The organism is Spirochaeta cellobiosiphila DSM 17781 (genome assembly GCF_000426705.1).
Classification (GTDB): domain Bacteria; phylum Spirochaetota; class Spirochaetia; order DSM-17781; family DSM-17781; genus Spirochaeta_E; species Spirochaeta_E cellobiosiphila.
The window spans coordinates 16,850-39,872 of sequence record NZ_KE384555.1; the positions used below are offsets into that span (position 1 = coordinate 16,850).

Annotated in this window: 26 protein-coding genes and 2 tRNA genes; 14 read left to right on the plus strand and 14 right to left on the minus strand. The window is 39.9% G+C overall.

Annotation, left to right across the window (positions count from 1 at the left end):
* Positions 1-87: 87 nt before the first annotated feature.
* On the plus strand, positions 88-561 hold the full coding sequence (locus tag K345_RS0110410) for a MarR family winged helix-turn-helix transcriptional regulator (RefSeq protein ID WP_028974095.1): 474 nt from the start codon (positions 88-90) through the stop codon (positions 559-561).
* Positions 562-706: 145 nt separating this feature from the next.
* Here the strand turns inward: K345_RS0110410 and K345_RS23670 are convergent, their stop codons facing one another.
* The 6 genes from K345_RS23670 to K345_RS0110440 all read right to left on the minus strand — a co-directional run bounded on the left by K345_RS23670 (position 707) and on the right by K345_RS0110440 (position 5,099).
* A complete protein-coding gene (locus K345_RS23670) occupies positions 707-841 on the minus strand; it encodes a hypothetical protein (protein WP_281169317.1) in 135 nt (44 codons plus the stop codon).
* 30 nt (positions 842-871) lie between these two features.
* Positions 872-1,027: a hypothetical protein gene (locus tag K345_RS23145; RefSeq protein WP_156888374.1), complete on the minus strand. Its 156-nt coding sequence runs from the start codon at positions 1,025-1,027 to the stop codon at positions 872-874.
* A gap of 129 nt (positions 1,028-1,156) precedes the next feature.
* Positions 1,157-2,020, minus strand: a complete 864-nt coding sequence (rsmA, locus tag K345_RS0110425) for a 16S rRNA (adenine(1518)-N(6)/adenine(1519)-N(6))-dimethyltransferase RsmA (protein ID WP_028974096.1) — start codon at positions 2,018-2,020, stop codon at positions 1,157-1,159.
* 38 nt (positions 2,021-2,058) lie between these two features.
* Positions 2,059-3,267 (minus strand): ComEC/Rec2 family competence protein, encoded by a 1,209-nt coding sequence (locus K345_RS0110430; RefSeq protein ID WP_169714801.1) that lies wholly within the window; start codon positions 3,265-3,267, stop codon positions 2,059-2,061.
* A gap of 46 nt (positions 3,268-3,313) precedes the next feature.
* Positions 3,314-4,075, minus strand: a complete 762-nt coding sequence (locus tag K345_RS0110435; RefSeq protein ID WP_028974098.1) for a hypothetical protein — start codon at positions 4,073-4,075, stop codon at positions 3,314-3,316.
* Between the two features lies 1 nt (position 4,076).
* A complete protein-coding gene (locus K345_RS0110440) occupies positions 4,077-5,099 on the minus strand; it encodes a flagellar brake protein (protein ID WP_028974099.1) in 1,023 nt (340 codons plus the stop codon).
* 92 nt (positions 5,100-5,191) lie between these two features.
* Here K345_RS0110440 and K345_RS0110445 point away from each other — a divergent pair, with 92 nt between their 5' ends.
* From K345_RS0110445 to K345_RS0110460, 4 genes are all read left to right on the plus strand, one after another.
* On the plus strand, positions 5,192-5,857 hold the full coding sequence (locus K345_RS0110445) for a CPBP family intramembrane glutamic endopeptidase (RefSeq protein ID WP_028974100.1): 666 nt from the start codon (positions 5,192-5,194) through the stop codon (positions 5,855-5,857).
* Between the two features lie 53 nt (positions 5,858-5,910).
* Positions 5,911-6,453, plus strand: coding sequence for a TlpA family protein disulfide reductase (locus K345_RS20670; RefSeq protein ID WP_053228221.1), 543 nt, complete (start codon positions 5,911-5,913; stop codon positions 6,451-6,453).
* Positions 6,454-6,535: 82 nt separating this feature from the next.
* Positions 6,536-6,958, plus strand: a complete 423-nt coding sequence (gene fabZ / locus K345_RS0110455; protein WP_037572040.1) for a 3-hydroxyacyl-ACP dehydratase FabZ — start codon at positions 6,536-6,538, stop codon at positions 6,956-6,958.
* A gap of 86 nt (positions 6,959-7,044) precedes the next feature.
* Positions 7,045-8,094 carry a metallophosphoesterase family protein gene (locus K345_RS0110460; RefSeq protein ID WP_028974102.1) on the plus strand — a complete coding sequence of 350 codons (1,050 nt, stop codon included), beginning with the start codon at positions 7,045-7,047 and terminating at the stop codon, positions 8,092-8,094.
* Here the strand turns inward: K345_RS0110460 and K345_RS0110465 are convergent.
* Together K345_RS0110465 and K345_RS0110470 are read right to left on the minus strand one after the other, a co-directional pair.
* Positions 8,083-9,324: a hypothetical protein gene (locus K345_RS0110465; RefSeq protein WP_028974103.1), complete on the minus strand. Its 1,242-nt coding sequence runs from the start codon at positions 9,322-9,324 to the stop codon at positions 8,083-8,085. The genes K345_RS0110460 and K345_RS0110465 overlap by 12 nt on opposite strands.
* 16 nt (positions 9,325-9,340) lie before the next feature.
* The gene (locus tag K345_RS0110470; protein ID WP_028974104.1) at positions 9,341-9,931 is read right to left on the minus strand and encodes a YhgN family NAAT transporter; all 591 of its coding nucleotides are present in this window, start codon (positions 9,929-9,931) and stop codon (positions 9,341-9,343) included.
* Between the two features lie 55 nt (positions 9,932-9,986).
* On the opposite strand from K345_RS0110470, the gene rsmD reads away from it, so the two are divergent.
* A complete protein-coding gene (rsmD, locus tag K345_RS0110475) occupies positions 9,987-10,526 on the plus strand; it encodes a 16S rRNA (guanine(966)-N(2))-methyltransferase RsmD (protein WP_028974105.1) in 540 nt (179 codons plus the stop codon).
* On the opposite strand, the gene K345_RS22370 is transcribed toward rsmD, so the two are convergent.
* Positions 10,505-11,260 (minus strand): C40 family peptidase, encoded by a 756-nt coding sequence (locus K345_RS22370; protein ID WP_169714802.1) that lies wholly within the window; start codon positions 11,258-11,260, stop codon positions 10,505-10,507. The two genes, rsmD and K345_RS22370, sit on opposite strands and share 22 nt — an antisense overlap.
* A gap of 91 nt (positions 11,261-11,351) precedes the next feature.
* On the opposite strand from K345_RS22370, the gene K345_RS20680 reads away from it, so the two are divergent.
* Genes K345_RS20680 through K345_RS0110505 form a run of 5 tightly spaced genes read left to right on the plus strand, consistent with a single transcriptional unit; the run spans position 11,352 to position 15,199 of the window.
* Positions 11,352-12,434, plus strand: coding sequence for an ATP phosphoribosyltransferase regulatory subunit (locus K345_RS20680; protein ID WP_053228223.1), 1,083 nt, complete (start codon positions 11,352-11,354; stop codon positions 12,432-12,434).
* Positions 12,434-13,069: an ATP phosphoribosyltransferase gene (gene hisG, locus K345_RS0110490; protein ID WP_028974106.1), complete on the plus strand. Its 636-nt coding sequence runs from the start codon at positions 12,434-12,436 to the stop codon at positions 13,067-13,069. The genes K345_RS20680 and hisG overlap by 1 nt, the downstream gene beginning before the upstream one ends.
* Positions 13,062-13,649 carry an imidazoleglycerol-phosphate dehydratase HisB gene (gene hisB / locus K345_RS0110495; RefSeq protein ID WP_028974107.1) on the plus strand — a complete coding sequence of 196 codons (588 nt, stop codon included), beginning with the start codon at positions 13,062-13,064 and terminating at the stop codon, positions 13,647-13,649. The genes hisG and hisB overlap by 8 nt, the downstream gene beginning before the upstream one ends.
* A 53-nt stretch (positions 13,650-13,702) precedes the next feature.
* Positions 13,703-14,062 (plus strand): hypothetical protein, encoded by a 360-nt coding sequence (locus K345_RS0110500; RefSeq protein ID WP_028974108.1) that lies wholly within the window; start codon positions 13,703-13,705, stop codon positions 14,060-14,062.
* A gap of 3 nt (positions 14,063-14,065) precedes the next feature.
* Positions 14,066-15,199 carry a tetratricopeptide repeat protein gene (locus tag K345_RS0110505; protein WP_028974109.1) on the plus strand — a complete coding sequence of 378 codons (1,134 nt, stop codon included), beginning with the start codon at positions 14,066-14,068 and terminating at the stop codon, positions 15,197-15,199.
* 86 nt (positions 15,200-15,285) lie between these two features.
* On the opposite strand, the gene K345_RS0110510 is transcribed toward K345_RS0110505, so the two are convergent.
* The 4 genes from K345_RS0110510 to K345_RS0110525 are packed head-to-tail and all read right to left on the minus strand — an operon-like array spanning position 15,286 to position 19,478.
* Positions 15,286-17,076: an alanine--tRNA ligase gene (locus tag K345_RS0110510; protein ID WP_028974110.1), complete on the minus strand. Its 1,791-nt coding sequence runs from the start codon at positions 17,074-17,076 to the stop codon at positions 15,286-15,288.
* Between the two features lie 38 nt (positions 17,077-17,114).
* Positions 17,115-17,615, minus strand: coding sequence for a TM2 domain-containing protein (locus tag K345_RS0110515; protein WP_028974111.1), 501 nt, complete (start codon positions 17,613-17,615; stop codon positions 17,115-17,117).
* A 60-nt stretch (positions 17,616-17,675) separates the two neighbouring features.
* Positions 17,676-18,437 (minus strand): FliG C-terminal domain-containing protein, encoded by a 762-nt coding sequence (locus K345_RS0110520; RefSeq protein WP_028974112.1) that lies wholly within the window; start codon positions 18,435-18,437, stop codon positions 17,676-17,678.
* A gap of 18 nt (positions 18,438-18,455) precedes the next feature.
* Positions 18,456-19,478, minus strand: coding sequence for a hypothetical protein (locus tag K345_RS0110525; protein ID WP_028974113.1), 1,023 nt, complete (start codon positions 19,476-19,478; stop codon positions 18,456-18,458).
* An 85-nt stretch (positions 19,479-19,563) separates the two neighbouring features.
* On the opposite strand from K345_RS0110525, the gene K345_RS0110530 reads away from it, so the two are divergent.
* The 3 genes from K345_RS0110530 to K345_RS0110540 all read left to right on the plus strand — a co-directional run bounded on the left by K345_RS0110530 (position 19,564) and on the right by K345_RS0110540 (position 21,126).
* A tRNA-Phe gene (locus K345_RS0110530) sits at positions 19,564-19,636 on the plus strand.
* A 44-nt stretch (positions 19,637-19,680) separates the two neighbouring features.
* A tRNA-Phe gene (locus tag K345_RS0110535) sits at positions 19,681-19,753 on the plus strand.
* 95 nt (positions 19,754-19,848) lie between these two features.
* Entirely contained in the window at positions 19,849-21,126 is a 1,278-nt protein-coding gene (locus K345_RS0110540) for a solute carrier family 23 protein (protein WP_028974114.1), read from the plus strand.
* A gap of 212 nt (positions 21,127-21,338) precedes the next feature.
* Here K345_RS0110540 and K345_RS0110545 read toward each other — a convergent pair whose 3' ends face one another.
* A complete protein-coding gene (locus K345_RS0110545; RefSeq protein ID WP_028974115.1) occupies positions 21,339-22,982 on the minus strand; it encodes a nucleoside kinase in 1,644 nt (547 codons plus the stop codon).
* Positions 22,983-23,023: the final 41 nt, after the last annotated feature.

The window sequence follows — 23,023 nt, forward strand, 5'->3', positions numbered from 1 at the left end:
CTCTTATCCAGAAGTCAAAGACTTTCTGCTTTTTTTGAGTAATAAGCTATGATGACATAAAAAATATATCTTTGTATAATAGAGACCATGGATAAAATAACTATAAAAAAAAAGATCTTTGGACCACCGGAAAACTATCTACCAAGACTGATTCATGAACTAGACAAGATGGTAGTTTTTGTACAGAACATTCACTTAAGTAATTTAAACATGAGCTTTCTCCAGTTGCTTATCATTGTGCACTTAAAAATCAATGGAGAAAATGGGGTTAACCAGAAGAATTTAGAAAAGACATTTGGAGTCACAAGCCCGGTTATCACTCATTCCCTTAAGTCTATGCAAAAAAAAGGATATATCTCTAAAGAAGTGAATGCAGCAGATACTCGCCATTTTATTATTAAACTCAACGATAAGGGAGAGGAAGTATTTCCTCAGTGCAGTGAGTCCTTATCCAAAATGGAAGAAACTTTCCTGAAAAGACTAACTCCTGAAGAACTAAAAGATTTTATCAGATTAAGTTATAAGCTTTTAGGCCCTGATTACGATATGACTAAATTCTAAATAATAATGGTTGTGAATTACAGACCTTTTACAGGGTCTGGCCATTATCAACTATCACAAGTTGCCCCGTCATTGAGGGACTAGCCATCACAGCTAAGGTTAATTCTGCTATATCTTCAGGGGTAGAGATATGACCTAAGGGCAACTATCCTGCCAGCATTTCCATCTTATCTTCATCACCTGCCCACCATCTCGTCTCAACAGCACCAGGAACAATACAGTTCCCCCTCACATCAGGTTCACCGCCTGTTACGATTGCGATTTTGTTCTTGTAATTCATGGAGACCTCCTACTCTAGGGTAATGGGGATTTATGATTTACTTAAATACCGGCAAGTGGAGACATGATATTTAGAGCCTGTTTTGGTGATATAGACAGTATTAGTCTGAGAATCAGCAAAAACCAACCCGGATAGCACAAAAAGAAACAACAAAGACAAAGCAATAACAGATCTTTTTATCTTCATCTACGACACTCCTTATAGTGAAGTATAAAGAGCCTAGCAACCAAAATGCCAATTTGGTCTAAGCATTTCTCCGCTTTGCTTGAACCATTTCATTACTTTGATTCAAGCATTTACCTCATATATCAAAATCTATTTGTTTTGGAGTTTATTGGAGACACCGATGTATTGCTCCACAGATATGGTCTCTGGTCGTAACTTAATATCGATCCCCATATCTGAGAAAGCATCCAGAACACGTTCCCTGCCAAGGGAGTTAGCCAAAGGCGAACCTAGAATGTTATTTTTTAAAGTCTTTCTTTTAGAAGAAAAGAGTTCACGAACCAATTTGAAGAATTGATCCTTATTAATGATATCCTCTATGTGACCATGAGGTTTCATCTGAGCTATACTGGACACAACCTCGGGACGAGGGAAGAAACTTCCGGGCTTCAAGTCCCCTGTTAACTTCACATCGAAAGTTGATTGACATAGGATAGAGAAGCTGGAATAGTTTTTATTACCAGGCTTGGCAATCATTCGTTCAGCCATTTCTTTCTGAACCGTAATGACTAATACTTCTGGATAATATTGGGCATCGATAAAACTCGATATGATAGAGCTAGCAGCGTTATAAGGAAGATTCCCAACAACACGGGCAGCCTCCCCTTTTTCTGCTCTAACAGACTTCCAGGTCTTGATCACATCCCCTTCAACAATAGAGAAGCCTTCTATATCACCAAACCATTTTTGCAATAAAGCGATATAACCGGGATCGATTTCAAATACAGTAAGATGAGAACTAACGTCTAATAGATGATGAGTAATGGCTCCCAGTCCCGGCCCTACTTCCCACACAGACATATCTCTTTCCAATTGAAGAGCTTCCACTATCCGTATCCGGGCTTGGGGATTAATGAGAAAATTTTGTCCCCATTTCTTCCTTGGATTAAAACCAAAACTCTGTAATAAATCTTTTATATCGTTAGGACTATCGTAATTCAAATGATCAAACATAGGCAGCTAGTCTAAACTATTGCTTTAATTAGGGGAAGTTACAGATTATACAGGGGAGGGAATTTTGCAAAAACTTCTAAGGCCATGATAAAGAATTGATAAGACCAGGAGAGTAAGGGTTGGCAATCCCTAATCATAAGAGTCAACAGACCTGCCAGTATAAACAAAACCATGGGAAAGACAAGAAGGGTATTGCTAATCAAACCAACCCAATAGAGAACATCAAAGGACTTTATTAATAGAGGGGAAGTAAAGAGGAAGACACTCAAAGGCACAGTGAATTTATTTAATAGACACAAAGGATACTCCTTCCATAAGAGATTTTTTAATAAAGGAGCTCCGTACATGATGCCAAATAATGCAGCATAGGATAGTTGAAAGCTCAGGGAATATAGATTCGCCGGTTGAATCAGGGTGTGTATTAAAAAAGTAAGTCCCAGAGTATTGCCAGGGTATCTCTGATAATCTGTGAGGGCCCATAATCCTGATATGATCACAAGAAGAACGGCTCTTATCAAACTGGGGCCTGGATTAATCAAATAAAGGTATAAAACAAGAAAGACAACCTGTAAGGCATAGGCTATTCTTCTCTCAGGGATAAACTGAAAACACAGAGCTATCAAGGCTATGTGCAAACCTGAAAGGGCCAGTAAAGGAGCGGCTCCTGACATGGTAAATAAGGATTTCACCTCTTCACTCAAACCTATCCGTTCTCCTGTCGTTAAGGCTAACCAAAGACTACCTTCTTCTCTCTTCCATGACAACATTTGCTTATCAAGGGCCTGCCAGAAAGCAGCTCTCACGGGATAAGGAGAATCATTATAGAGGTGAAGTTCTGGATCCATACGGAGGATCTGCCCTCGATAGAGCCTCCTTGATGTGACAATAGGGACATAGGCTTTTTTATAGCCCTTTTGTTTTATAGAATTATCCTTACTAGTCCTAAGAATTAACACTTTGGACCAGGCCCCTTTTGCCTCTGCTCCGGGAGCTACGTCTTCTAATAAGAGCATTGTTTTATTGATTTCCCTATTTTTCACATAGGGTATGGGCTCTTTATTCCTAATAGATAGACCATGAACGGCTCCTATTAGCAAGCATAAACCTATGATCCTAATTCTTTTAGGTAAAAGACATAAACAAGGTAAAATGATAATAAGAGCAGGGAGAGGTAATATCACAAAGAGCAAAGAAGAGAACAGAATAAGAGAAAGGGGATCAAAGGGTGTTAGCTGCTGGGACTGCATACCCATAGAACAGAGGAAATCCAGAGCATGCTTCAGATAGGATTATTTACAAAGTAAAGGCTAGGCCTAAGACAGGGCCTGTTAGCATGGCATTGCTGTTACCAAACCATCCCCATCCTCCCCGAAGAGCCAGGGAGCCCCTGTGATAAGACAGGAGAGCTTCTCCTTCATAAAGAGCGCTTGAAGTATTATTTTGACTTATCATATTGGGAGTCATATCAAGAAATAGATGATCTGTTAATCCAATTTTAATGGGCATCGTGAGCACGAGACCTGTCCTTTCCCTATTGCCATAAAATAACTGAAGTCCGGATCCTAAGCCCCACTCTATTTTGTTGCCCAGGGATACTCTTAGGATTCCTAAAAACTGATGAGTAAAAAGAGTATCATCATAACCTTCAAAGATATTTTGTCCCCTGTAGCGAAAAGCTACCGGCCCTATTCCTAATTCGACCTGGTTTCTCATTTCCACTTTATCTGTTCCTAGATATTGGCCCAGAGTACTAACCTGAATCAGAGGGAGTAAGGGTTCTCCCACCTTACGAGGAATGACACTTAAATCCTCATGAGAGGATTTCATACCAGAACGCATCATACTATAATCTACACCGGCAAAAACTATGATTCCCATAATGTGAAAACAACCTTCCGCGCAGCCATCCCAACAGCCATCTGTCCCGCTGTTATCCTTTTGGGGGGATGAAGGGGGATTTTGTTTGTTTATATCACGTTCAAAGTCATCTAAATCACCGGAGAAAAGGAAATAGGGAATCAACAGGAGCAGGATTATTCCTAACTTTCTATTCATTTTAGACTCTCCTTTTTGTTCGTTCTTCCCGTTCATCAAAGATATTGTACACGTAGCTAAGAATGGAATTCTTTATATGATTGCTAGGAGGATTCGCCTGTATATGCAAGAGGGAACGGTTAGATTTTTCATCAAAGGTAACCCCCTTTACAACCCCACACATAACAAGGGCAAACTCTGATAAGGTAAATTGAACCTTTAATGGCAAACCAACCTTGGCCCGTCCTCCTACGAGAATAGCCAGACCGTCTTCGGATATGTCCATTAAACGACCTCGTAAACCACTCCCCCTCTCAAAGTTTTCATTGGCATTCTCTATATTCTCCAGATTAAAGATAGCAACAGGGCCATTAGCTTCTACCCGGACGGACCGCCTTTTTTGACTTCGAATCAAAGAATCCGAATGTTCAATATAGAGAAGGGGATATTTTCTATCTAAAAAGTCATCAATCACTCTGGTTTCAAAGAAATAACCTGCATCTTCTCCACGCCAGAAGTAAATGTTTAGTTTCTTACCCTTCCAGGAATATCCCATAGGGAGTTTCTTGCCTTGTGGATAGGATATGGCGATATAACGGCGCAAGTTTTCAATCACTTGAGAATGATAAGTGCCAATACCGTGCACGTTTATTCTTATTTTTTGATGAGGAGATATTCCTCTAGTGGAGTTCAAGCCTAGGCGATATTTGGGAGTATTAAACTCTACTTGTTTACGGAAATCATAGAGTTTACCAATAAACTCTTCCGTATCAGGATGTTCATTACTTCCTTTAGCTTTGGCTTTAATAATCACAGCCCGGATCATCCTATCTAACTTATTTATAGACCAAAAGAGTGAGATAGGATTATCCAGCCGCGTCTCACGAGCAGCTTTACCTAGAAGCTGGATCTCCTTGATGCTAAAACCGGATTCGCGGCCTTTAAAATAAAACTGAAACCAGGGGAAACTCTTTCCCTCTGATACTTTATACCCGACCAAACCCAGTGCAGCTAATAGAAGTAGAACCAGGACTAATATTAACATGTATAGGACTCCCTAAACTCTACTTTTATATATGATATCGTCAATATGTAGCAAAGCTTTACTTTTATCCCTTATTTGGCTATATAAGAGGGGTGAACAAGAACAAAATATCCCTCTATGAACCTCTACTAATCTTTGCTGTTTTTTACTTACCTGGAATCTTTACGGGTACTTTAGGTAATCTGACATTCAGCCAATACAGGTTCCATTTCCTCTATGCCCTCAGTACGATTCCGGAAGTCCTTTTGTTGGTTTATATTGTGTACCTCAAGGACAAAAGGCTTTTACCAATCATGGGTATCCGTAAATGGAACAAAAGGGATAGCCGTCATTTAGGATTTCACTTTCTTGTATTAATTGCTGTTATTATTCTCATACAGTCAATTCTTTATTTGGCAACTCTCTTGATTCCCATTCCTGAAGTACCCGCTTTACCTTCCACACCATTAAGTATGATTCCCTTTTTATTAATCACAAGTTTATTAACAGGAATAAGGGAGGAACTCTATTTTCGTTCCTATTTATTGACCCTGTGGAAACCACCCTATATATCAGCGGCAAGGGGCATACTGCTATCAAGCCTGCTCTTTGCCAGTGGTCATTTGTATCTGGGATGGCCGGGGGTGATCAATTCTTTTATTCTTGGATTGTTTTTTTGCTGGTTGTATAAACGGACTCGTAGTTTGTGGCAAAATGCCCTCATTCATGGTTTGTATGACTTTTCCATTCTTTTAATAGTCACCTTAATTCCGACTTAAATCATTGTTTATTTTCTATTCTTTGGTATATTTCTATATATAAGAGGTTTACTATGAAAATAAATAAGGTACTAGTTTTTATTCTTTTAGCTCTCCCTTTAGGGGGCATATGGGCAGAAGAAAACAGCATAAATAATCAACTTTCCAGTCTTGGTTTTGATCTACCTACTGAAAACTTTAAGGTTCCCCAGTTTCAATTGGAAGATCTACAGGGGACCATGAAACCTATATCTACTTATGAAGGGAAAGTTGTCTTATTAAACTTTTGGGCAACCTGGTGTCCTCCCTGCCGAGAAGAAATGCCCAGTATGCAAAAACTTTATAATGAATGGTCCGGAAAAGGTTTTGAAATCGTCGCTATCAACCTTAGTGAGAAGAAAGACACGGTTCAAAGCTTTTTAACAGACAATGCTTATACTTACCCTGTGTTAATGGACTATGATGGAGCTATCGGAAGTCAATGGTTTGGTGTTACAGGGATTCCAACCACCTTTGTATTAGATAAGAATGGAATGGTTCGCGGTCGTCTTGTGGGAACAAGAGATTGGAACCAAAAGGATGTAAAAGATCTATTGGCTCAACTGATTGCGGAATAGATCTGGGCTAAACTGAAAATATACTTGCCTATATTCAGCTATATAGCTATACTCCAGGAAAAACACAACCGAGGAAGGTATCATGGTAGATAATATCAAGGAACTTCTCCCTCACAGGGAGCCTTTTCTTTATGTGGATAAACTTGATAATGTAACTGATGAAGGTTTGACAGCCTATAGGGTTTATAAAGAGGATGAGTACTTTTTTAAAGGTCACTTCCCGGAATATCCCGTTGTACCCGGTGTTATTCTGATAGAAACTATGGCACAAGCTGGAGGAGCAGGAATCCGCCACTTAGGTAAACTGGGTGACAAGGCCCTTTTCTTCCTGGCCACTGTTGATAAGGTAAAATTCCGAAGACAGGTAAGACCTAATGATGAGGTTCGCATGGAAATAACCAATGTTAGAATCTCAGCAAGAATGATCAAACAATCTGGAAAAGCTTATGTTGGTGATGAAATAGCCGCAGAAGCAGACTGGATGTGTCTTGTAGGGGAAGCGTAAAGCTTCCCTTCTTTCCTTATAATCCTATCCAAAAATAAAAATCTATACATTTCTTTTCTTATTCAGAAGTAGTAAACTATAGAGACATGTCACTAACAAAAGTAGAATTATTAGTTAACCAGCTTTTTGATAAAGCACCAGCCTTTCCTCTTACTGATGAAGATCGTTTTGTAGTTTTAAGTGATTTTCACATGGGTAATGGCTCTAAAAGGGATGATTTTCGCTTAAGCTCATCCATCGTCTATTCCGCACTAGTCGATTATTATATGCCCCAGGGTTATACGCTTATCCTGAATGGGGACATTGAAGAACTTCAGAAGTACCGAATGGATAAGATTATAAAAGCATGGCCTCAGATTTATGAAGCTTTTGATGCCTATCACAATAAGGGAAAATTATTCAAAATTCATGGTAATCATGATGAAAGTTTGTTTTTTAAAATAGAAGGTTTCAATCGTTACCCTATCTATAATGCTATCAAATACCTGTATCATGATAAGGAACTTTTCTTCTTTCATGGTCATCAGCTGAATCAAAGATATAACAAATATAATAACATGATTGAGTTCCTTCTTAGGTACTTAGTCAAACCTTTAGGGATCAAGAACTACTCTGTGGCCTACAACTCACACAGACAATTTAGTGTAGAGAAGAACGGGTACAAGTGGTCTGTAAACAAGGGGATCATGAGCTTTATTGGACATACCCATAGACCCTTATTCGAATCCCTGTCGGGAGAAGACTCTATTAAGTTTCGTATTGAACATTTATGCCGCCATTATCATGAATATAACGAACAGCAGCAGCAATCGGTGATCCTTGAGATCAATCATCTCAAAGAAGAACTTGAACAATTATTGAGTCAAAAGAAAGAATTGAGTCATCGATTATACTCAGAAAATGTTATTGTCCCCTGTCTCTTTAACTCAGGAACCGCTGTAGGCAAGAGAGGAGTAACGGCAATCGAATATGATAAGGGTCGCCTCAATCTGGTGCATTGGTATGACAATCACCTTAAAAAGCGTTTTTCCATCTCTCCCAATCCTTCAGAGGAAGTGACAGAAAACACCTTCAGGACTGTCTTAAGGACAGACAAAATCGAATATATACTTAATAAAATCCAATTACTCGGATAATCCTATTAGCTGACCAGCATTAATGTAGAATCCCAAACCGATCCTTGGAATGTAATCACCAAAATTAGTCAAACTATCTTTGGGAATTAAGTAACCATAGTCTAAAAATAAAGAGAAAGTTGAGAACTTTAGACCAGCTTTGGTAAAGACAGTGGCATAGGTCGTAGCGGAACTATTCCCAGAGGATGAAGCTCCCCATATATCAATCCCGGCCTGAGGTTGAATAAATAAAGGCCCGTAAGACATAGGCATTGTTAGTTGAACAGGAATAGAATAGGAAGTCGAACTGGACTCACCACTTTCTACAGTAGATCCTTGATAATAGCCTGTTTCAAGACCTATCCCCCAATTCTTGACAGGTTTATAGGCGATATGAACAGTACCACCTAATCTTAAGGCCAATAAGCTTACAAGGGTCGATAAGAACTGACCTTCCTTCGATCCATCGTTATCAGGAACTAAAGTATAAAGACCTACCCCTGTTTCTAGGGATACATGTTTTAATCCGGCTAAACCAGGCAAATACTGTCCTAATAAACCACCCGAATCCTTTGGCTCTGTTTTATCTGCTACACTAGGAGCAGGACTAATCTCCTGGGGAGGCTGAACAGGCTCAGGTGCCGGCTCAGGAGTTTTGCCGGTATTTACAAATTCTTTAACATCCTTTCCCTGTTCTGCAACAGCGACTTTTCCTTCTCCATCTGTTAAGGCAGAAACCTCTCCTGTTTCAACAGAAGTGACATCAACGGTGCCTCCTATGGAGGTAAGAGATTCTTCCTGTTTTCCTGTTTCAGGATTTACAACAATCTTATACTCTACTTTTGCAGAATCCTGACTAGTCGATATATCAAAATCACCTATTCTAGCTTGTCCAGCATTGGTTAACTCCATATCTACTTTTCCATAAACCATATTGATATCCGGTTCTTCATTAGCTGGATTCACAAAGAAGGTCAAACTTGTGTTCTCATATACATTAAGAACTTTGTAGTTACCTTCCAGCTGAATAAGTAAGGTAGTCTCTTCCCGGGTAGATATAAAGTCCCCTTCCAAAAACTCTGTTCCTGTTTGATCTTCTGTGAAGTCATACTCCTGAGATTTACCTTGTCGAACCAGAAGGAATCCCTCTCCCTCATAATCTAACAAAACACCAAGCCGTTTGGGGCCTTCCTGAGCTAGGATGATCATAGGAAAGAAGGCAAATAAAGCTATAAAAGTAGTGATTTTCACAAATATCCCCTTAATACTATTTTAAATAAACATCAATGCCATTAAGAAGCATTTGTACACTCATTGTTGTCAGGATCATTCCCATTAATCGTTCAGCGGCTCTTAAACCACGTCTACCTAAAAGTTTATTAAAAAAGGCACTAGATACAAGTATAACTAATGTAACAGCCCAAGCAATAATCAAAGCGATCAACCAATCAATCTTACGATCTGGATACTGAGAGGCCATAAGCATAAGGGTGGCCATACAAGAAGGGCCGGCAATCATAGGAATAGCCATAGGAACGATAAACGGATCATCTTCCTGTTCAACACTTTCCTTTTCCTTCTTCGTTTCTGATGGGAAGATCATTTTTATGGATATCAAAAACAGGATAATCCCCCCTGCCAGACCTAAGGCGGGTTGAGTAATATGCAGTCCGTTCATGATGTAACGACCAAAGAAGAGAAACATTATCAAAATAAAGAGGGCAATAATCATTTCACGAATAATGATCTTGCGTTTCTTTTTAGGATCAAAATTCTTCAGAATAGATAAGAAGAGAGGGATGTTCCCAAAAGGATCCATAATCAATATTAAAGTTATGACAGCAGACGTAAATTCCATGTACTAAAGTTATCACACCTTCCCTCTTGTGCCAATCTATAATACAATCTCCGCCATGCGAATCACCGGTGGCCTATACAAGGGCCGTATCATTAAAATGCCTAAAGGGGAAATACGTCCTGCCATGGATAGAATGAGAGAATCCATGTTCTCCATCCTGGGCTCTCTGGAAGGTAAACGATTTCTGGATGTGTTCTCCGGTTCCGGATGCGTTGGGATTGAAGCAGCCAGTCGGGGAGCTGTAAACGTAGATCTGGTAGAAAAGGACAGAATCAAGAGATCGGTTATTCTGGAAAATATTTCCATTGTTGAATGCCCCATTAAATTAATCATGATGCCTGCAGAGCGTTTTCTAAAATTCGCTAAGGGTCAATGGGATGTTATTCATCTGGATCCCCCCTTTCCTTACAAGTACAAATTAGACCTACTTAAAACAATAGCGTCAAAGGATCTTGTAACACCTGGAGGATACTTAATGATGCATTACCCGGGAGAAGAATCATATCCCGAAACCATAGGCCTTTATAACAGAGTTGATTTTCGGGAATATGGCAGATCCCACCTGATCTTCTATCAACGGTCGGTTTCAGAATAATTGATTGTTAAGTCCGCTAGAACCTGATCCTCTGATTTCACGATTAATCGCCATTGGCCCTCTTCATTTGGATTCAAAGTTAGTTGCCTTTCCTTATGGGAAAGATACATAGCTCTATTGATTATCACCTTATCTTCCCTTTGCCAGCTAAGAACAACTCTTTGAGGTTCAGTAGAAGTAAGAGCGAGACTTAGATCTTCATTTCCTGATATAGAAGGAAGTGTTTCTTCTATTTTATTACTATCAAGATTTAGTTTAACCTGTAGAGAATCTGACAGAAAACGACGATTTTGATAAAAGTGCTTTGTATAATAAGGGGAAGTAATTCGCGATTCGATAACCCCTTCATAGGATCCTTCAGAAGCAGCATGAATAACCTTTCCCTGCCCTACATAGATTCCTACATGACTGGGACCAGCCCCTTCTGTGTCATAAAAGATAACATCTCCCGGTCTCAAGGGCCCTTGTAAGGCCTCACCCCAATGGACTTGATCCCTTACAACTCGGGGTATATCTTTAATACCTACATGGTTAAAAACATCCTGGACAAAAGCACTGCAATCCAGCCCATATCTCCCTTGTCCTGCCAGTTCATAAGGAACAGACAGATAAGACCGTGCGATAGCTACAATCCTGGGACGCAGATCATCTTGAGGTTGAGAGACAATTTTTATGTCAGAAGCAAAAAGAACACTAATTCCTAGATTAAAAAGTAAGAAATATAACCATCTCATAATCCTCTTCATCGGCCTTTTTCCTTTATAGACTTTATTAGAAATAATGATTTTGTTATAGTGAGGCTTAACTTTATACATTGGAGGTCTTATGGCGAAGGAAAGACATAAGCTTTTGCAGATCCCCCAGGGGACTGAAACATTTTATCTTGAAGAGGCCTCCCGACATCGTCATTTGGCCAGACAATTAGAGAACTTATTCGATTCATGGGGATATCTGCCTGTTCAGACTCCTGTGTTCGACTTTTATGATATCTATCAGGCCCTCATTGATAGAGACAAGGCAGAAGACATTTACCGTCTCTTTGATAGGAAAGGGGAACTACTCATGTTACGTAGTGATATAACCCTCTTTCTGGCAAAGCAAATGGGTGTGATTCTGGAAGACAAAGATCTACCAGTTCGCGTTAGTTATGCAGACTCCATTCTTCGCTATCAACATAGTGAAGATATATCCAGACAGGAATTCTTCCAGGTTGGTGCCGAATTAATTGGAAAAGAAGGAAGTGATGCCGATCTGGAAGTGCTATTACTCTTAATCGAGAGTCTGGAGGCTTTAAAACTTCCTCCTTCCCAGATCCATTTGGGAACTCATCGCATATTAACGGATCTGTTCGGGGATTTAGATCCTTCCCTTAAAGTTCAGTTAGCCAAACATATTAGACAGAGGAATTGGAGTGCTCTTGAAGCCCTATTAGATGATACGGATTATGACACAAAAAAGCTCCTGGACCTCTTATCCTTTGTAGGGTCGCCCGAGGAATCGGAAGAGACGTTAAAGAATGCTGTCAAAGATTTTCCTCAACTAACAGGAGCAATCAATGACCTGAAACTGCTCTTTGCAGAATTAACAAAGCTGGATAAGCAAAACTGGATTACTTTGGATTTTTCTGAAGTCGGTCAGAAAAGTTATTACACCGGTATCTTTTTTGAGGTGTATACAGAAGGTATTCCTACAGAAATTGCTACAGGTGGTCGGTATGACAAATTATTGTCCCACTTTGGATTTGATGCACCTAGTGCAGGATTTAGCTTATTTCTTCGCAAAGTAGAATCTGTAACAGAAAGCGTTAAGGATAAGGAAGTAATGACAATAGGTGAAGGAGCATCCTTTGCAGAACGTTATCAAAAGGCAAAACTCCTTCGTCAAGAAGGGAAAAAGGTGATTTTCTAATGAAAGAGACGAATATAGAACCATTAACACTAGCCCTTCCCAAAGGGCGATTATTTGACCAGACACAGGAGTACTTTGCCAAAGCGGGAATCCATTTCTCCTTTGAAAAAAGAAAACTTGTAGCATGGGATCAAGAAAGAACCCTTAAGATAATGCTTGTAAAAAACGGAGACCTTCCCACCTATGTCCATCACGGAATTGCCGGATTAGGAGTTTGTGGAGACGATGTTATATACGAATCAGGACTTCAATTTAACAAACTAAGGACTTTACCCTTTGGTAGTACTAAGATTTGTTTGGCCGGGAAGAAAGATTCTCCTATGGATGAGACAAAAGGTTCTCTTACATTGGCTACCAAGTTTACTAAATTCACTACGGATTATTTCCATAAATTGGGGATTCCCGTCAAAATCATAAAACTCAACGGTAGTGTTGAGTTGGCCCCTATATTAGGTTTGGCCCCTTATATTGTGGATTTAGTCGAAACAGGGGGTACACTTAAAGCGAATCATCTGGAAGTCATTAAGAAGTTAGCCGATATTGAAGTGTATTTTATTGCTAATCCTGCTTACTACAAACTAAGATACAAGCAAATCAATACCTTACTTCAGACCATAGCCAAGGGGGATGAATAGCTTGATACAGATTACCCGTAAAACAAAAGAAACAGACATTGATCTGACTTTTTCCTTTGATAATAACTCTGAGGTGGCTATCTCCACTTCCGTTCCTTTTCTTGATCATATGCTTACAGCTATGGCTTTTCATGGAAACTTTTCCTTAAAAATAAGAGCCACAGGTGATACAGAAGTGGATTACCACCACTTAGTAGAGGATGTGGGTTTAGTCCTGGGAGACGCTTTTAGCCAATGGCAAAAGGATGTGACCCGAATTCAACGCTATGGGGATGCTCGAATACCTATGGATGAAGCCTTGAGTACTGTTGTTATCGACGTATGCAATAGACCAACATTGGTGTATAAAGCGGATTATCCCCAGGCCGTGGTGGGGACATTCGATATGGCATTATTCAGAGAATTTTTCCTGGCCTTTGTCCAACGTTCGGCCATAGCCCTGCACCTTAACTGTGTGTATGGAGAGAACAGTCATCATATGATTGAAGCTTTATTCAAAGCTTTCGGTAAAGCGCTAAAAAAAGCCTATGCCCCACTCACAGGTGATGAGAGCCAAATGTCCACTAAGGGTTCTTTATAAAAACTCTTGATTTTAGGTTATTTTTCTCTTACATTGACAAGTATTAAAAGTTTATGAAGAAAAGCCGAGTAGATACAGCTTTGGATATGATTCCTCATGATGGTTTCCTCAAGCTTACTGGAGATACACAAACAAACCTAACCTCTGCTCAACGTGCGGTTCTTATTCGCAGAGGTAACGAGCTCTTTAACCAAGGCAAAATAGACCAAGCAAAGCGGATCTTCGTAACAACTTCCTATACGGATGGAATGATTCGTGTGGGAGATCTGTACATGAAACAGAATCAACCACTAGAAGCGTTTCGAATGTATAAGTTAGCCCCTTCCCCTGATAAGACGGAGTTTTTAATTGAAAAAATGAGTCAAATAATAAGTGGGTGGATTAAAGAAGAATTAAATATTAAGAAGGGATAAAAAATGATTGACGATTTTGAAGATTTTTTTAGTGATGATCAAAATTTAGATGATGAAACTGTCAATGAGATATCAGAGCTTTCAAAACGCGGATATCAACTACTAAAAGAAAACCTCCTTGAAAGAGCTGAAGAAGCCTTTCGAGAAATATTAAGTTTGGACGATAACAATAATTATGCCCTTGTTGGCTTAGGTGATGTTTTTAGAAAAAAGCGATCCTTCCGTGTGGCTATAAGCTATTATCAACAATGTCTTGAACTTCATCCAGATAACAATTATGCCCTTTTTGGACTAGCAGATTGTTATAAAGCTCTGAATCAATTCAATAGGGCGATTGATATATGGGAAAGGTATCTACAACATGATGATACTAACGTAACAGTACTAACTCGAGTGGCAGATGCTTATCGTAAAGTAAGAAATTTTCAAAGAAGTAAAGAGTTATATCTTCAAGTCTTGGAAATGGAAGAAAACAACCCCTATGCCCTTATTGGTTTGGGACACTTACATTATGACTTTAAAGAATTTAAAGATGCCCTTTATTATTGGGAACGAATGCTTCAAGTCAATGATAATGTGGATATAAGAGTCCTAACCTCCTTAGGTAACTGTCACAGAAAAATGAAGACCTACGAACAAGGTGTTCCCTACTTCGATAGAGCCCTGGAAATGGAACCTAATAACTTCTACGCTCTTTTTGGCTTAGCTGATTGTTATCGAGGTATGAACAGACAAGATAAATCACTAGAGTACTGGGAAAGAATACTCGATAGAGATCCACGTAATAAAGTTATCTTAACAAGAGCTGGTGATGCTTATCGTAACATGGGCCTCTATGACAAGGCGGAAGAGTTCTACAAAAGAGCACTTAACATCGAATTTGATATCTATGCCATCCTTGGTTTAGCATTGATCAATAAGGCCAAAGGTAACCACGAAGAAGCCATTGTCAGCCTTAAAGGGTTGATTAAGAATGACCCTAAGAATCACAGACTATATACAGAGATTGCTGAAAGTTATATGGCTGTAGGACAAAAAGAAGAAGCCATGGATATTTTAGCTTCTTTTATGCGCATGGGTATCAGAAATACCTTTGTCATGGAAATGTATGAGAAAATAAAATTCGGGGAACTTTAATCCACTCATCTCACAATTATATTTATCAGAGGATATAAAAAAACCCGCTTTTAGCGGGTTTTCCTAGTTATAAGACAAATCATTATCTAATGGCTAAGAACAGCTCTAATACGTCTTACACCAGAAGAACTGGATTGTTCTTTTTGTATTTTAAAGGTACCTAGGGATTTTGTATTCTCCACATGAGGGCCACCACAAACTTCCATACTAAAATCACCTATACTGTAAACCTTCACAACTTCATCGTATTTGTTCGTAAATAAAGCCATAGCCCCCTGGGACTTAGCTTCTTCAACAGTCAACATTTCCATGAAAACAGGAAGTTCTCTTTTGATCTGTTCATTTACTATATCTTCTACCTTTTGCACTTCTTCTGGGGTCATCTTATCAGGATGACTAAAGTCAAACCTAAGACGTTCAGCGGTTATATTAGAACCTTTTTGTTCTACATGATCACCGAGTACCATGCGAAGAGCTTTATGAAGAAGGTGGGTTGCTGTATGGAGGGCTGTTGTCATTTCTGAGTTATCAGCTAATCCTCCTTTGAACGTTTTCTCACTACCCTTTTTACTTAATTCCTGATGCTTTTCATAAGAGCTATTAAAGCCCTCTTTATCAACGGTTAATCCATTTTCCTGGGCCAATTCCTCAGTGATTTCAACTGGAAAACCATAAGTATCATAAAGCTTAAAAGCCATTCGTCCAGGAATGATCTTCTTTGGATTTTTTAAGAGATTAGGAAGGAGCTTTTCAAATTCTTTTTCACCCTTTTCCAAAGTCTTAAGGAACTTCTCTTCTTCTTTATCAAATTCCGCAAGAATAAGGTCTTTTCGTTCAACCAGTTCTGGATAAACTTCGGCATACATATCAATAACAATAGAAGCCGGCTTTCCTAGGAACTTCCCTTCATAACCTAATTTACGGCCATGTCTAAGGGCTCTTCTAATCAACCGACGCAGGATATACCCCTGACCTAAGTTTGAAGGGGTAATGCCATGATCATCACCCAAAATAAATGTGGAGGTTTTCACATGATCCGAAATAATTCTGATAGAATTATCTATACTATCATCCTGTCCATATTTCTTACCGCAATCTGCTTCTATACACTTAAATATAGGTTGAAATAACTCTGTATCATAAACAGACTTCTTACCTTGAAGCATCGTAATTGTTCGTTCAATTCCCATACCGGTATCAACACATTTTCTTGTTAAGGGTTTAAAGGAACCATCAGCCTGTTTATTATACTGCATGAAAACATTATTCCAGATCTCAAAATACTTACCGCAATGACAGCCTGGACGACAATCAGGACCACAAGCTTCCTTACCAGTATCATAGAATATCTCAGAATCTGGACCACAGGGTCCTGTTTCGCCAGCAGGTCCCCACCAGTTGTCTTCTTTGGGAAGGTAATAGATACGTTCTGAAGGAACACCGAGTTTCAACCATATTGAGGCAGATTCTTCGTCCTTTGGAGCATCGTCATCTCCTGCGAAAACAGTAACAGAGATGCGTTCTTTCTCTAAACCAAGCCATTGGGATGATGTTAAGAACTCCCAACTCATAGGAAGGGATAGATCTTTGAAATAATCCCCTAATGACCAGTTGCCAAGCATTTCAAAGAATGTTAAGTGGGAAGGATCCCCTACTTCATCAATATCACCGGTACGAATACACTTCTGAACGTCTGTCAAACGGTTCCCAGCCGGGTGAGGTTCACCTAATAAGTAAGGAACTAAGGGATGCATCCCGGCAGTGGTAAATAACACAGTGGGATCATTTTCTGGAATCAAGGATTTACCTGATATTTCTACATGATCATGTGATACAAAAAAATCTATGTATTTTCGTCTTAATTCATTCGCTGTCATGGGATAGATAGTATGTTTAAGTCTGGTTTATGTCAATATTAAAGGACTTCCCAATCGGATCCATCAATAGGATCAGTCATGAAATCCGGAAAGAAATAGACAAGAGATCCTGACTTACGAACCTTGATCTCTGCAAAACCTTTACTGACTAACTTATCCAGCTGAGCTTGGGCTTTTTCAATGCTAATATCCGAACTTAAAGCCAGTTCAGAAGGAGATACAACGCCATTATTTTTCTTAGCTAGTTTTAATACCTTTCTTTCCAGAGTATCCTTTGATTCTGATTTGTAATAATGATGATTGGCATAGGCTTCCGCCCCATGTTGAATCATTGCTTTGCGATAAGATAAACGGATATTAGCTTCTTCTATTTGACCGGGCAGTGTGAAAAAATCATACACAGACCCAATCATTCCAAGGCCACCGGAAAACAAGTACAGAACTCCTGTTCCAAATTTCCCCATATAAAATCTATGTAATCCGAGAGCTCCAAAACCACCTAAGGCCCACAGAAGATAAGCTATTGGAAGAGAATACATTTCATACTCCTATCTTTAATAATGGTACTATTATACTATTTTTTATGGGGACTACCAAATTTATTCGATCCATTCATCTGATTTAAGACGAAGATTACCATCGAGAACCCCTTGTTTAAGCTGTTCAAGAAAGCTGTCTTTTATAGCGGCCCTTTCACTGGCAGAAGGAGGAGGAGAGCTCTTAAGGTACTGAATAATAAAAGCCTGTCGTCTCTTGGATAATTGATTCAGAATGAGATCGGCACTCTTATCTCCATAGACGGCCATAAGAGTGAGAATAGTATTATCATCCAATGAGGATAAAAACTCTTGCCTGTCCCGTTCTACAACATCCTCCAGAGTGCGAAGCTCTACCACTTTATTCTCAATCAGTCTGGCTATATCAGGAGAGCTTTGGTGGAGATCTTTGAGAAGACTCTGTCTCTCCAGAGGATTCATTTCGAGCATAATCGCCGACAAAACAGAAGGTCCATCGATACGATCAGCTTTATCCTTCTCTAGCAAAGCCACTTTTTCTCTTAGCCTTTTAGATATTGTCTGTTGTTCACCATCCATAAGAACCTGCTTTGACAATAAGCCCTTGATGACAGCCTGTTGTTTGGCAGGAAGAAGAGAATTGATGACGATCTTCTTTCTGGCAGTATCCAGCAAAGGCAACACCTTAGTTAAGGTTCCCGGATCTTCATCATTGAATAAATATTTTATATCCTCATCAGGGACATCAGAAAGGAAGGCAAAAAGATCTTCATCTTTTTCAGAAGCCTCCTTCACTGTATTCAATGTTTTGCGATAGGCATTAATGCCATGCTGATTATACTTCATGTTATCATCATAACTAGGCTACTGTTTGCCGTCAAGAATGGAATATTCCTGCTTAAGGATATCTGGGAGAGGAAAAGGTTTGGTGAACACAGGAGAATGGCTCTTTCCATCCAGATCCCCTACATTCCAGGTTCGGGAGGTTATGATATCTTTTAAAGCTTCCAGACTATTATGGCCCTGAAGAGAGTCAGCCAGGATAGCTCCTGCTTTCAAGACCCTCTCCTTTGCTCGATCATAGATGTCCTCCCATGAGTCATAAACAGGTTCTCCCGATACAGGATGCTGCCACTTCTGATGATTCTGATTGAGAAAATCATAGGCGTCCAGGTCACCTACAGGATGGAACAGAGCCAGACGATTCCGTCCTCCTTGTTCACCATCCTCCTGATCCCTCTGAGCCGCCCATAAGGCATTATCGCGACGGCTGGGGTCACTATACTGTAAGAAACCAATAGTATCCCGATAAGCATTATGAATACGAAGGGAGCGGTCAGGCTGGCGAACCTTCTCACCATAGGTCAACTCAAGAGCTAGTCCCAGAGCATCCAAAATCGTTCTTTCTGGTAAACTATTTAGATCAAAGCCTTTTCCTTCCTGCCAATGAGCAAACAAAGATTGACCTGTTCTTTGCTCAAACCATAATCGATCCATGATGCGTTCAAAGAAAGGATGCATTTGATACCACTTTTTGCGCATACTTCCAGTAGGATTAACAGCAGTAGAAAAATACACAACATAGGGATGGCCTTCCTGATCTAGTATGGCATGTGTCATAAACGCCAGCCAGAATAAAGGATGGCTCTGACCGATCTGTTTGGCCAGGTTCATAAGAAAGGAATCCCCATCCCTGCGGTGCATTAAAGCACCATAGGAGACACCACTGGGCATACTATGTTGATTATGATAAAAAACATCTCCTCCCTGAGAGGCTAGAAAAAGCCACCCGGGATCGCTCTTGTCTTCCTTATACAAGGGATGAGTATTTTGAAGAATCTCTTTGACTTCGTTAAAAAATAACCAATGGGTAATTTGGGCTGGCATGACCCTATACTACTAGAAGTATTTCTTTTTTTGTAGTCACTAGTTGACACTTTTCACCTCATAAGCTATAAATTGTTTCCGTTAAGCCGCTGTAGCTCAGTCGGTAGAGCAGAGGACTGAAAATCCTCGTGTCATGAGTTCGATTCTCATCGGTGGCATTAACATTTATAAGAAGCATCCAGCTTTTTGGATGCTTTTTTTCGCCGCTGTAGCTCAGTCGGTAGAGCAGAGGACTGAAAATCCTCGTGTCATGAGTTCGATTCTCATCGGTGGCAAAACCTGATCCTGTGATCAGGTTTTTTTTTGCCCAAATACTGACTTTTCTTGACACTCAACCTCTGTACAGGAGAAAATCCCATCAGGAGGTAATATGATTTCAATAGGGGTTAATGAAAAGCCTGAACTCAAAAAATGGATTCCCTTAAGTTTTCAACATGTCTTTGCCATGTTCAGTTCGACCGTTTTGGTTCCCATATTAACGGGATTACCAACATCATCCGCTTTGTTTACCAGCGGTGTAGGGACTCTTATCTATATTTTGATTACAAAAGGTAAAGTCCCAGCCTATCTAGGTTCCAGTTTTGCCTTTATTACACCCATTATTATGATCAGTCAAAGCTTCGGTGTAGCCTATGCCTTAGGGGGAGCTTTTGCGGTTGGTATTTTTTATATCATTATTTCACAGATCATCCGTTTCTTTGGCTATAAGTGGATAGATAGAGTTCTACCTCCTGTTGTCATTGGTTCTGTCATCATGGTAATCGGTCTCAAACTGGCTCCTACAGCTATGGATATGGCTATGACAGGAGGAACAGAAGATTACCATCTCAGCTACTTTTTAATCGCAGCGGTAACCCTGGGAATTGCTATTTTTGCAACGATATTCCTAAAAGGATTTTTCACAGTAGTCCCTGTTTTGATCGGTATCATAGGTGGTTACCTTTTTACTTTGATCATGGGACTCTTTTTTCCAAGCTTTCATCTGATTGACTTCACCGCTGTAGGTAAGACAGCCTGGTTTGGCCTACCCCATTTTGCCATTCCCAAATTTGGTATTATTCCTATCATCACCTTTTTGATTGTGTCTCTGGCAACCATCGCAGAACATCTGGGAGATACTTTGGTTATGTCCCGGGTAGCGGGAAAGGATTTTTACAAAGATCCCGGGCTGCATAGAACCTTAGCCGGTGACGGAGCAGCTACGGCTTTTGCCTCCTTTTTTGGTGGTCCTCCCAATACTACTTATGGGGAAAACATTGGAGTTATGGCTATCACCCATGTGTATTCTGTATGGGTGATTGGAGGAGCCGCTGTAGTAGCAACCTGTCTATCCTTTATACATAAGTTCGGTGCCTTGATACAGACTATTCCCAGCCCTGTTATGGGAGGAATCAGTATGATGCTCTTTGGTATTATAGCCAGTGCGGGGATAAGAACTGTGGTTGAAAGTGGTGTCGATTATTCCTGTAAACGTAACTTGACCATCACTTCTGTTATCCTGGTCTTAGGTATTGGTGGAGGTCTTATTCAATTCCCTATCACTTCCAGTCTTAACTTTGAATTAGGGGGCGTAGCCCTGGCTACCCTCGTTGGTATTGTTCTGAATTTAATTCTTCCTCAGAATTTGAACAATAAAGAAGAAGAGTAAAGAAGCTCATATTAAGCAGGCCCACCTGGTGTAAGGTGGGCTTTTTCTTTTTTACGCTTTTAGGGGCGTCTCCCTTTAACAGGATATTGCCTTGTCCAGTGTTTCATATGGATGTTTTCTAAGGCTAGAAAGAATGTTAGAAGGTCCTTCTAAAACTTTTAGAAGGGCCAGCTAAAAAAGTTAGAAGGCCTTTCTAATTTTATTCCTCAGTACTAATAATGAAATCCACTGTGGCCTATGAACTCTCGAAGGATGCTATAAGGGGGCACTGTGATCTCAGAGATCATGGCAAAGTTGTCCAGGAACTCCAAAAGACGTAATGCCTCAGAGTATTCTTTGTGATAGGGTTTAATCTGACGTAATAACAAATCCGCCCTGCCCCTGAGGACACCTAGTTCATAATCCAGAGCAGAATTAAAATGTCCATCAGCACTTTCCTGATAGGGGAAAATATTACGCTCCTCCCCTTTTCGAACACTAGGCCAGCGTTTTATAGTCTCTAACGCAGAATACCCTCTAAAATTATAATCACGAACGATACGTCTAATAAGACGATTATCTGTCGTTGATATTCGGTTGTGATTGTCAAGATTCAGCTGGGTCAAGGCGGAGACATAGATTAAGAATTTATCACTTCTCTTGATGCGAGGGGTTAACTCGGGATTGAGGCCATGAATTCCTTCTATAAGAAGAATAGATTTAGGTCCTAATGATAAGCGAGGTCCATCTGTGGACACTCCGGTTTTAAAATCAAAACGGGGTAAAGTAATCTTCTGACCTGCGAAAAGCTGTAAGAGATCATCATTCAATCGATCCACGTTGATGGCTTCAATAGCTTCAAAATCATACTCACCATGTTCATCCAGGGGAGTCTTCTCCCTATCCAGAAAGTAATCATCCAGGGATATTTGATCGGTCTCAAGGCCTAACACATTGAGTTGAATACTTAGTTTCTTCGTAAAAGTTGTTTTCCCTGAAGAAGAAGGGCCGGCAATGAGCACAACCTTTGATTCACTGGCCACAACCTTATCAGCCAGTTGGGCAATCTTCTTGTCCTGTAAGGCTTCTGCCAGATTAATGAATTGGGGAATGGATTTTTCCTTGTTGATTTTGTTGAGAGCTCCTACTGAACTCACACCTAAAATATGCCCCCATTCTTTGTATTCCTGATAAACATTGAATAGCTTGGGATAGTCTTTAAAGGAAGCCAATCTGTTCACATGTCCCTTCAAGGGGCCTCTGAGCAGTATACCTTGTCCATAGGGCTTTAGTTCAAAGGTGTCTAAGTATTTTGTATTATCCACTAAGGTAGTGTGAGCCACATCCCAATACTCCCCACATTGATATATGGATACCTGATAGGAATTCTGGTGAGCTAGCAATTCCAAAGTTTGCTTTTGTTTGTATTGTCTGAAGTATTGAATACTGTCTTCATAACTAAGGGTAATTCTGTCTATGGACAGAGCCTCTTGTACGAAAACTTTCATTCTTTGAGTCAAGCGATCTGTATAGAGAGAAAGATCTTCCTCTTCACTGTAGTAGTAATAGCCATCTCCAAGGGAATGACTGATATTGATTGACAATTGAGGGATCTCTTCCCTTGCTGCCAGGCAGAGGAGATATCCTAAACTATCTCTGTAAATATGCATGCCCTCTGTAGAGTCTTTTTTGACTAACTCTATCTGACAATTACTCTTTACTCGATAACTCATATTGACAGTTCTATTATTGGCTTTCACAGCAAGAGGATTATCTTCAGTAGAGAGAGGATGAGTCCCAAATAAATCTTTTAATCGAGTCCCGTAGGGTACTTCATAAACATCACCGGAAGGGTAAGAAACTTTAACTTTATCCATACTTTCAATGTAATAGGCCTTATCCGGGAGTACAAGGTTAT

Bases quoted from the DNA above. Each gene is read 5' to 3' on its own strand.
- K345_RS0110410 (WP_028974095.1), top strand. From the start codon at position 88: ATGGATAAAATAACTATAAAAAAAAAGATCTTTGGACCACCGGAAAAC.
- K345_RS23670 (WP_281169317.1), bottom strand. From the start codon at position 841: ATGAATTACAAGAACAAAATCGCAATCGTAACAGGCGGTGAACCTGAT.
- K345_RS23145 (WP_156888374.1), bottom strand. From the start codon at position 1,027: ATGAAGATAAAAAGATCTGTTATTGCTTTGTCTTTGTTGTTTCTTTTT.
- rsmA (WP_028974096.1), bottom strand. From the start codon at position 2,020: ATGTTTGATCATTTGAATTACGATAGTCCTAACGATATAAAAGATTTA.
- K345_RS0110430 (WP_169714801.1), bottom strand. From the start codon at position 3,267: ATGCAGTCCCAGCAGCTAACACCCTTTGATCCCCTTTCTCTTATTCTG.
- K345_RS0110435 (WP_028974098.1), bottom strand. From the start codon at position 4,075: ATGAATAGAAAGTTAGGAATAATCCTGCTCCTGTTGATTCCCTATTTC.
- K345_RS0110440 (WP_028974099.1), bottom strand. From the start codon at position 5,099: ATGTTAATATTAGTCCTGGTTCTACTTCTATTAGCTGCACTGGGTTTG.
- K345_RS20670 (WP_053228221.1), top strand. From the start codon at position 5,911: ATGAAAATAAATAAGGTACTAGTTTTTATTCTTTTAGCTCTCCCTTTA.
- fabZ (WP_037572040.1), top strand. From the start codon at position 6,536: ATGGTAGATAATATCAAGGAACTTCTCCCTCACAGGGAGCCTTTTCTT.
- K345_RS0110460 (WP_028974102.1), top strand. From the start codon at position 7,045: ATGTCACTAACAAAAGTAGAATTATTAGTTAACCAGCTTTTTGATAAA.
- K345_RS0110470 (WP_028974104.1), bottom strand. From the start codon at position 9,931: ATGGAATTTACGTCTGCTGTCATAACTTTAATATTGATTATGGATCCT.
- rsmD (WP_028974105.1), top strand. From the start codon at position 9,987: ATGCGAATCACCGGTGGCCTATACAAGGGCCGTATCATTAAAATGCCT.
- K345_RS22370 (WP_169714802.1), bottom strand. From the start codon at position 11,260: ATGAGATGGTTATATTTCTTACTTTTTAATCTAGGAATTAGTGTTCTT.
- K345_RS20680 (WP_053228223.1), top strand. From the start codon at position 11,352: ATGGCGAAGGAAAGACATAAGCTTTTGCAGATCCCCCAGGGGACTGAA.
- hisG (WP_028974106.1), top strand. From the start codon at position 12,434: ATGAAAGAGACGAATATAGAACCATTAACACTAGCCCTTCCCAAAGGG.
- hisB (WP_028974107.1), top strand. From the start codon at position 13,062: ATGAATAGCTTGATACAGATTACCCGTAAAACAAAAGAAACAGACATT.
- K345_RS0110500 (WP_028974108.1), top strand. From the start codon at position 13,703: ATGAAGAAAAGCCGAGTAGATACAGCTTTGGATATGATTCCTCATGAT.
- K345_RS0110505 (WP_028974109.1), top strand. From the start codon at position 14,066: ATGATTGACGATTTTGAAGATTTTTTTAGTGATGATCAAAATTTAGAT.
- K345_RS0110510 (WP_028974110.1), bottom strand. From the start codon at position 17,076: ATGACAGCGAATGAATTAAGACGAAAATACATAGATTTTTTTGTATCA.
- K345_RS0110515 (WP_028974111.1), bottom strand. From the start codon at position 17,615: ATGTATTCTCTTCCAATAGCTTATCTTCTGTGGGCCTTAGGTGGTTTT.
- K345_RS0110520 (WP_028974112.1), bottom strand. From the start codon at position 18,437: ATGAAGTATAATCAGCATGGCATTAATGCCTATCGCAAAACATTGAAT.
- K345_RS0110525 (WP_028974113.1), bottom strand. From the start codon at position 19,478: ATGCCAGCCCAAATTACCCATTGGTTATTTTTTAACGAAGTCAAAGAG.
- K345_RS0110540 (WP_028974114.1), top strand. From the start codon at position 19,849: ATGATTTCAATAGGGGTTAATGAAAAGCCTGAACTCAAAAAATGGATT.
- K345_RS0110545 (WP_028974115.1), bottom strand. From the start codon at position 22,982: ATGGATAAAGTTAAAGTTTCTTACCCTTCCGGTGATGTTTATGAAGTA.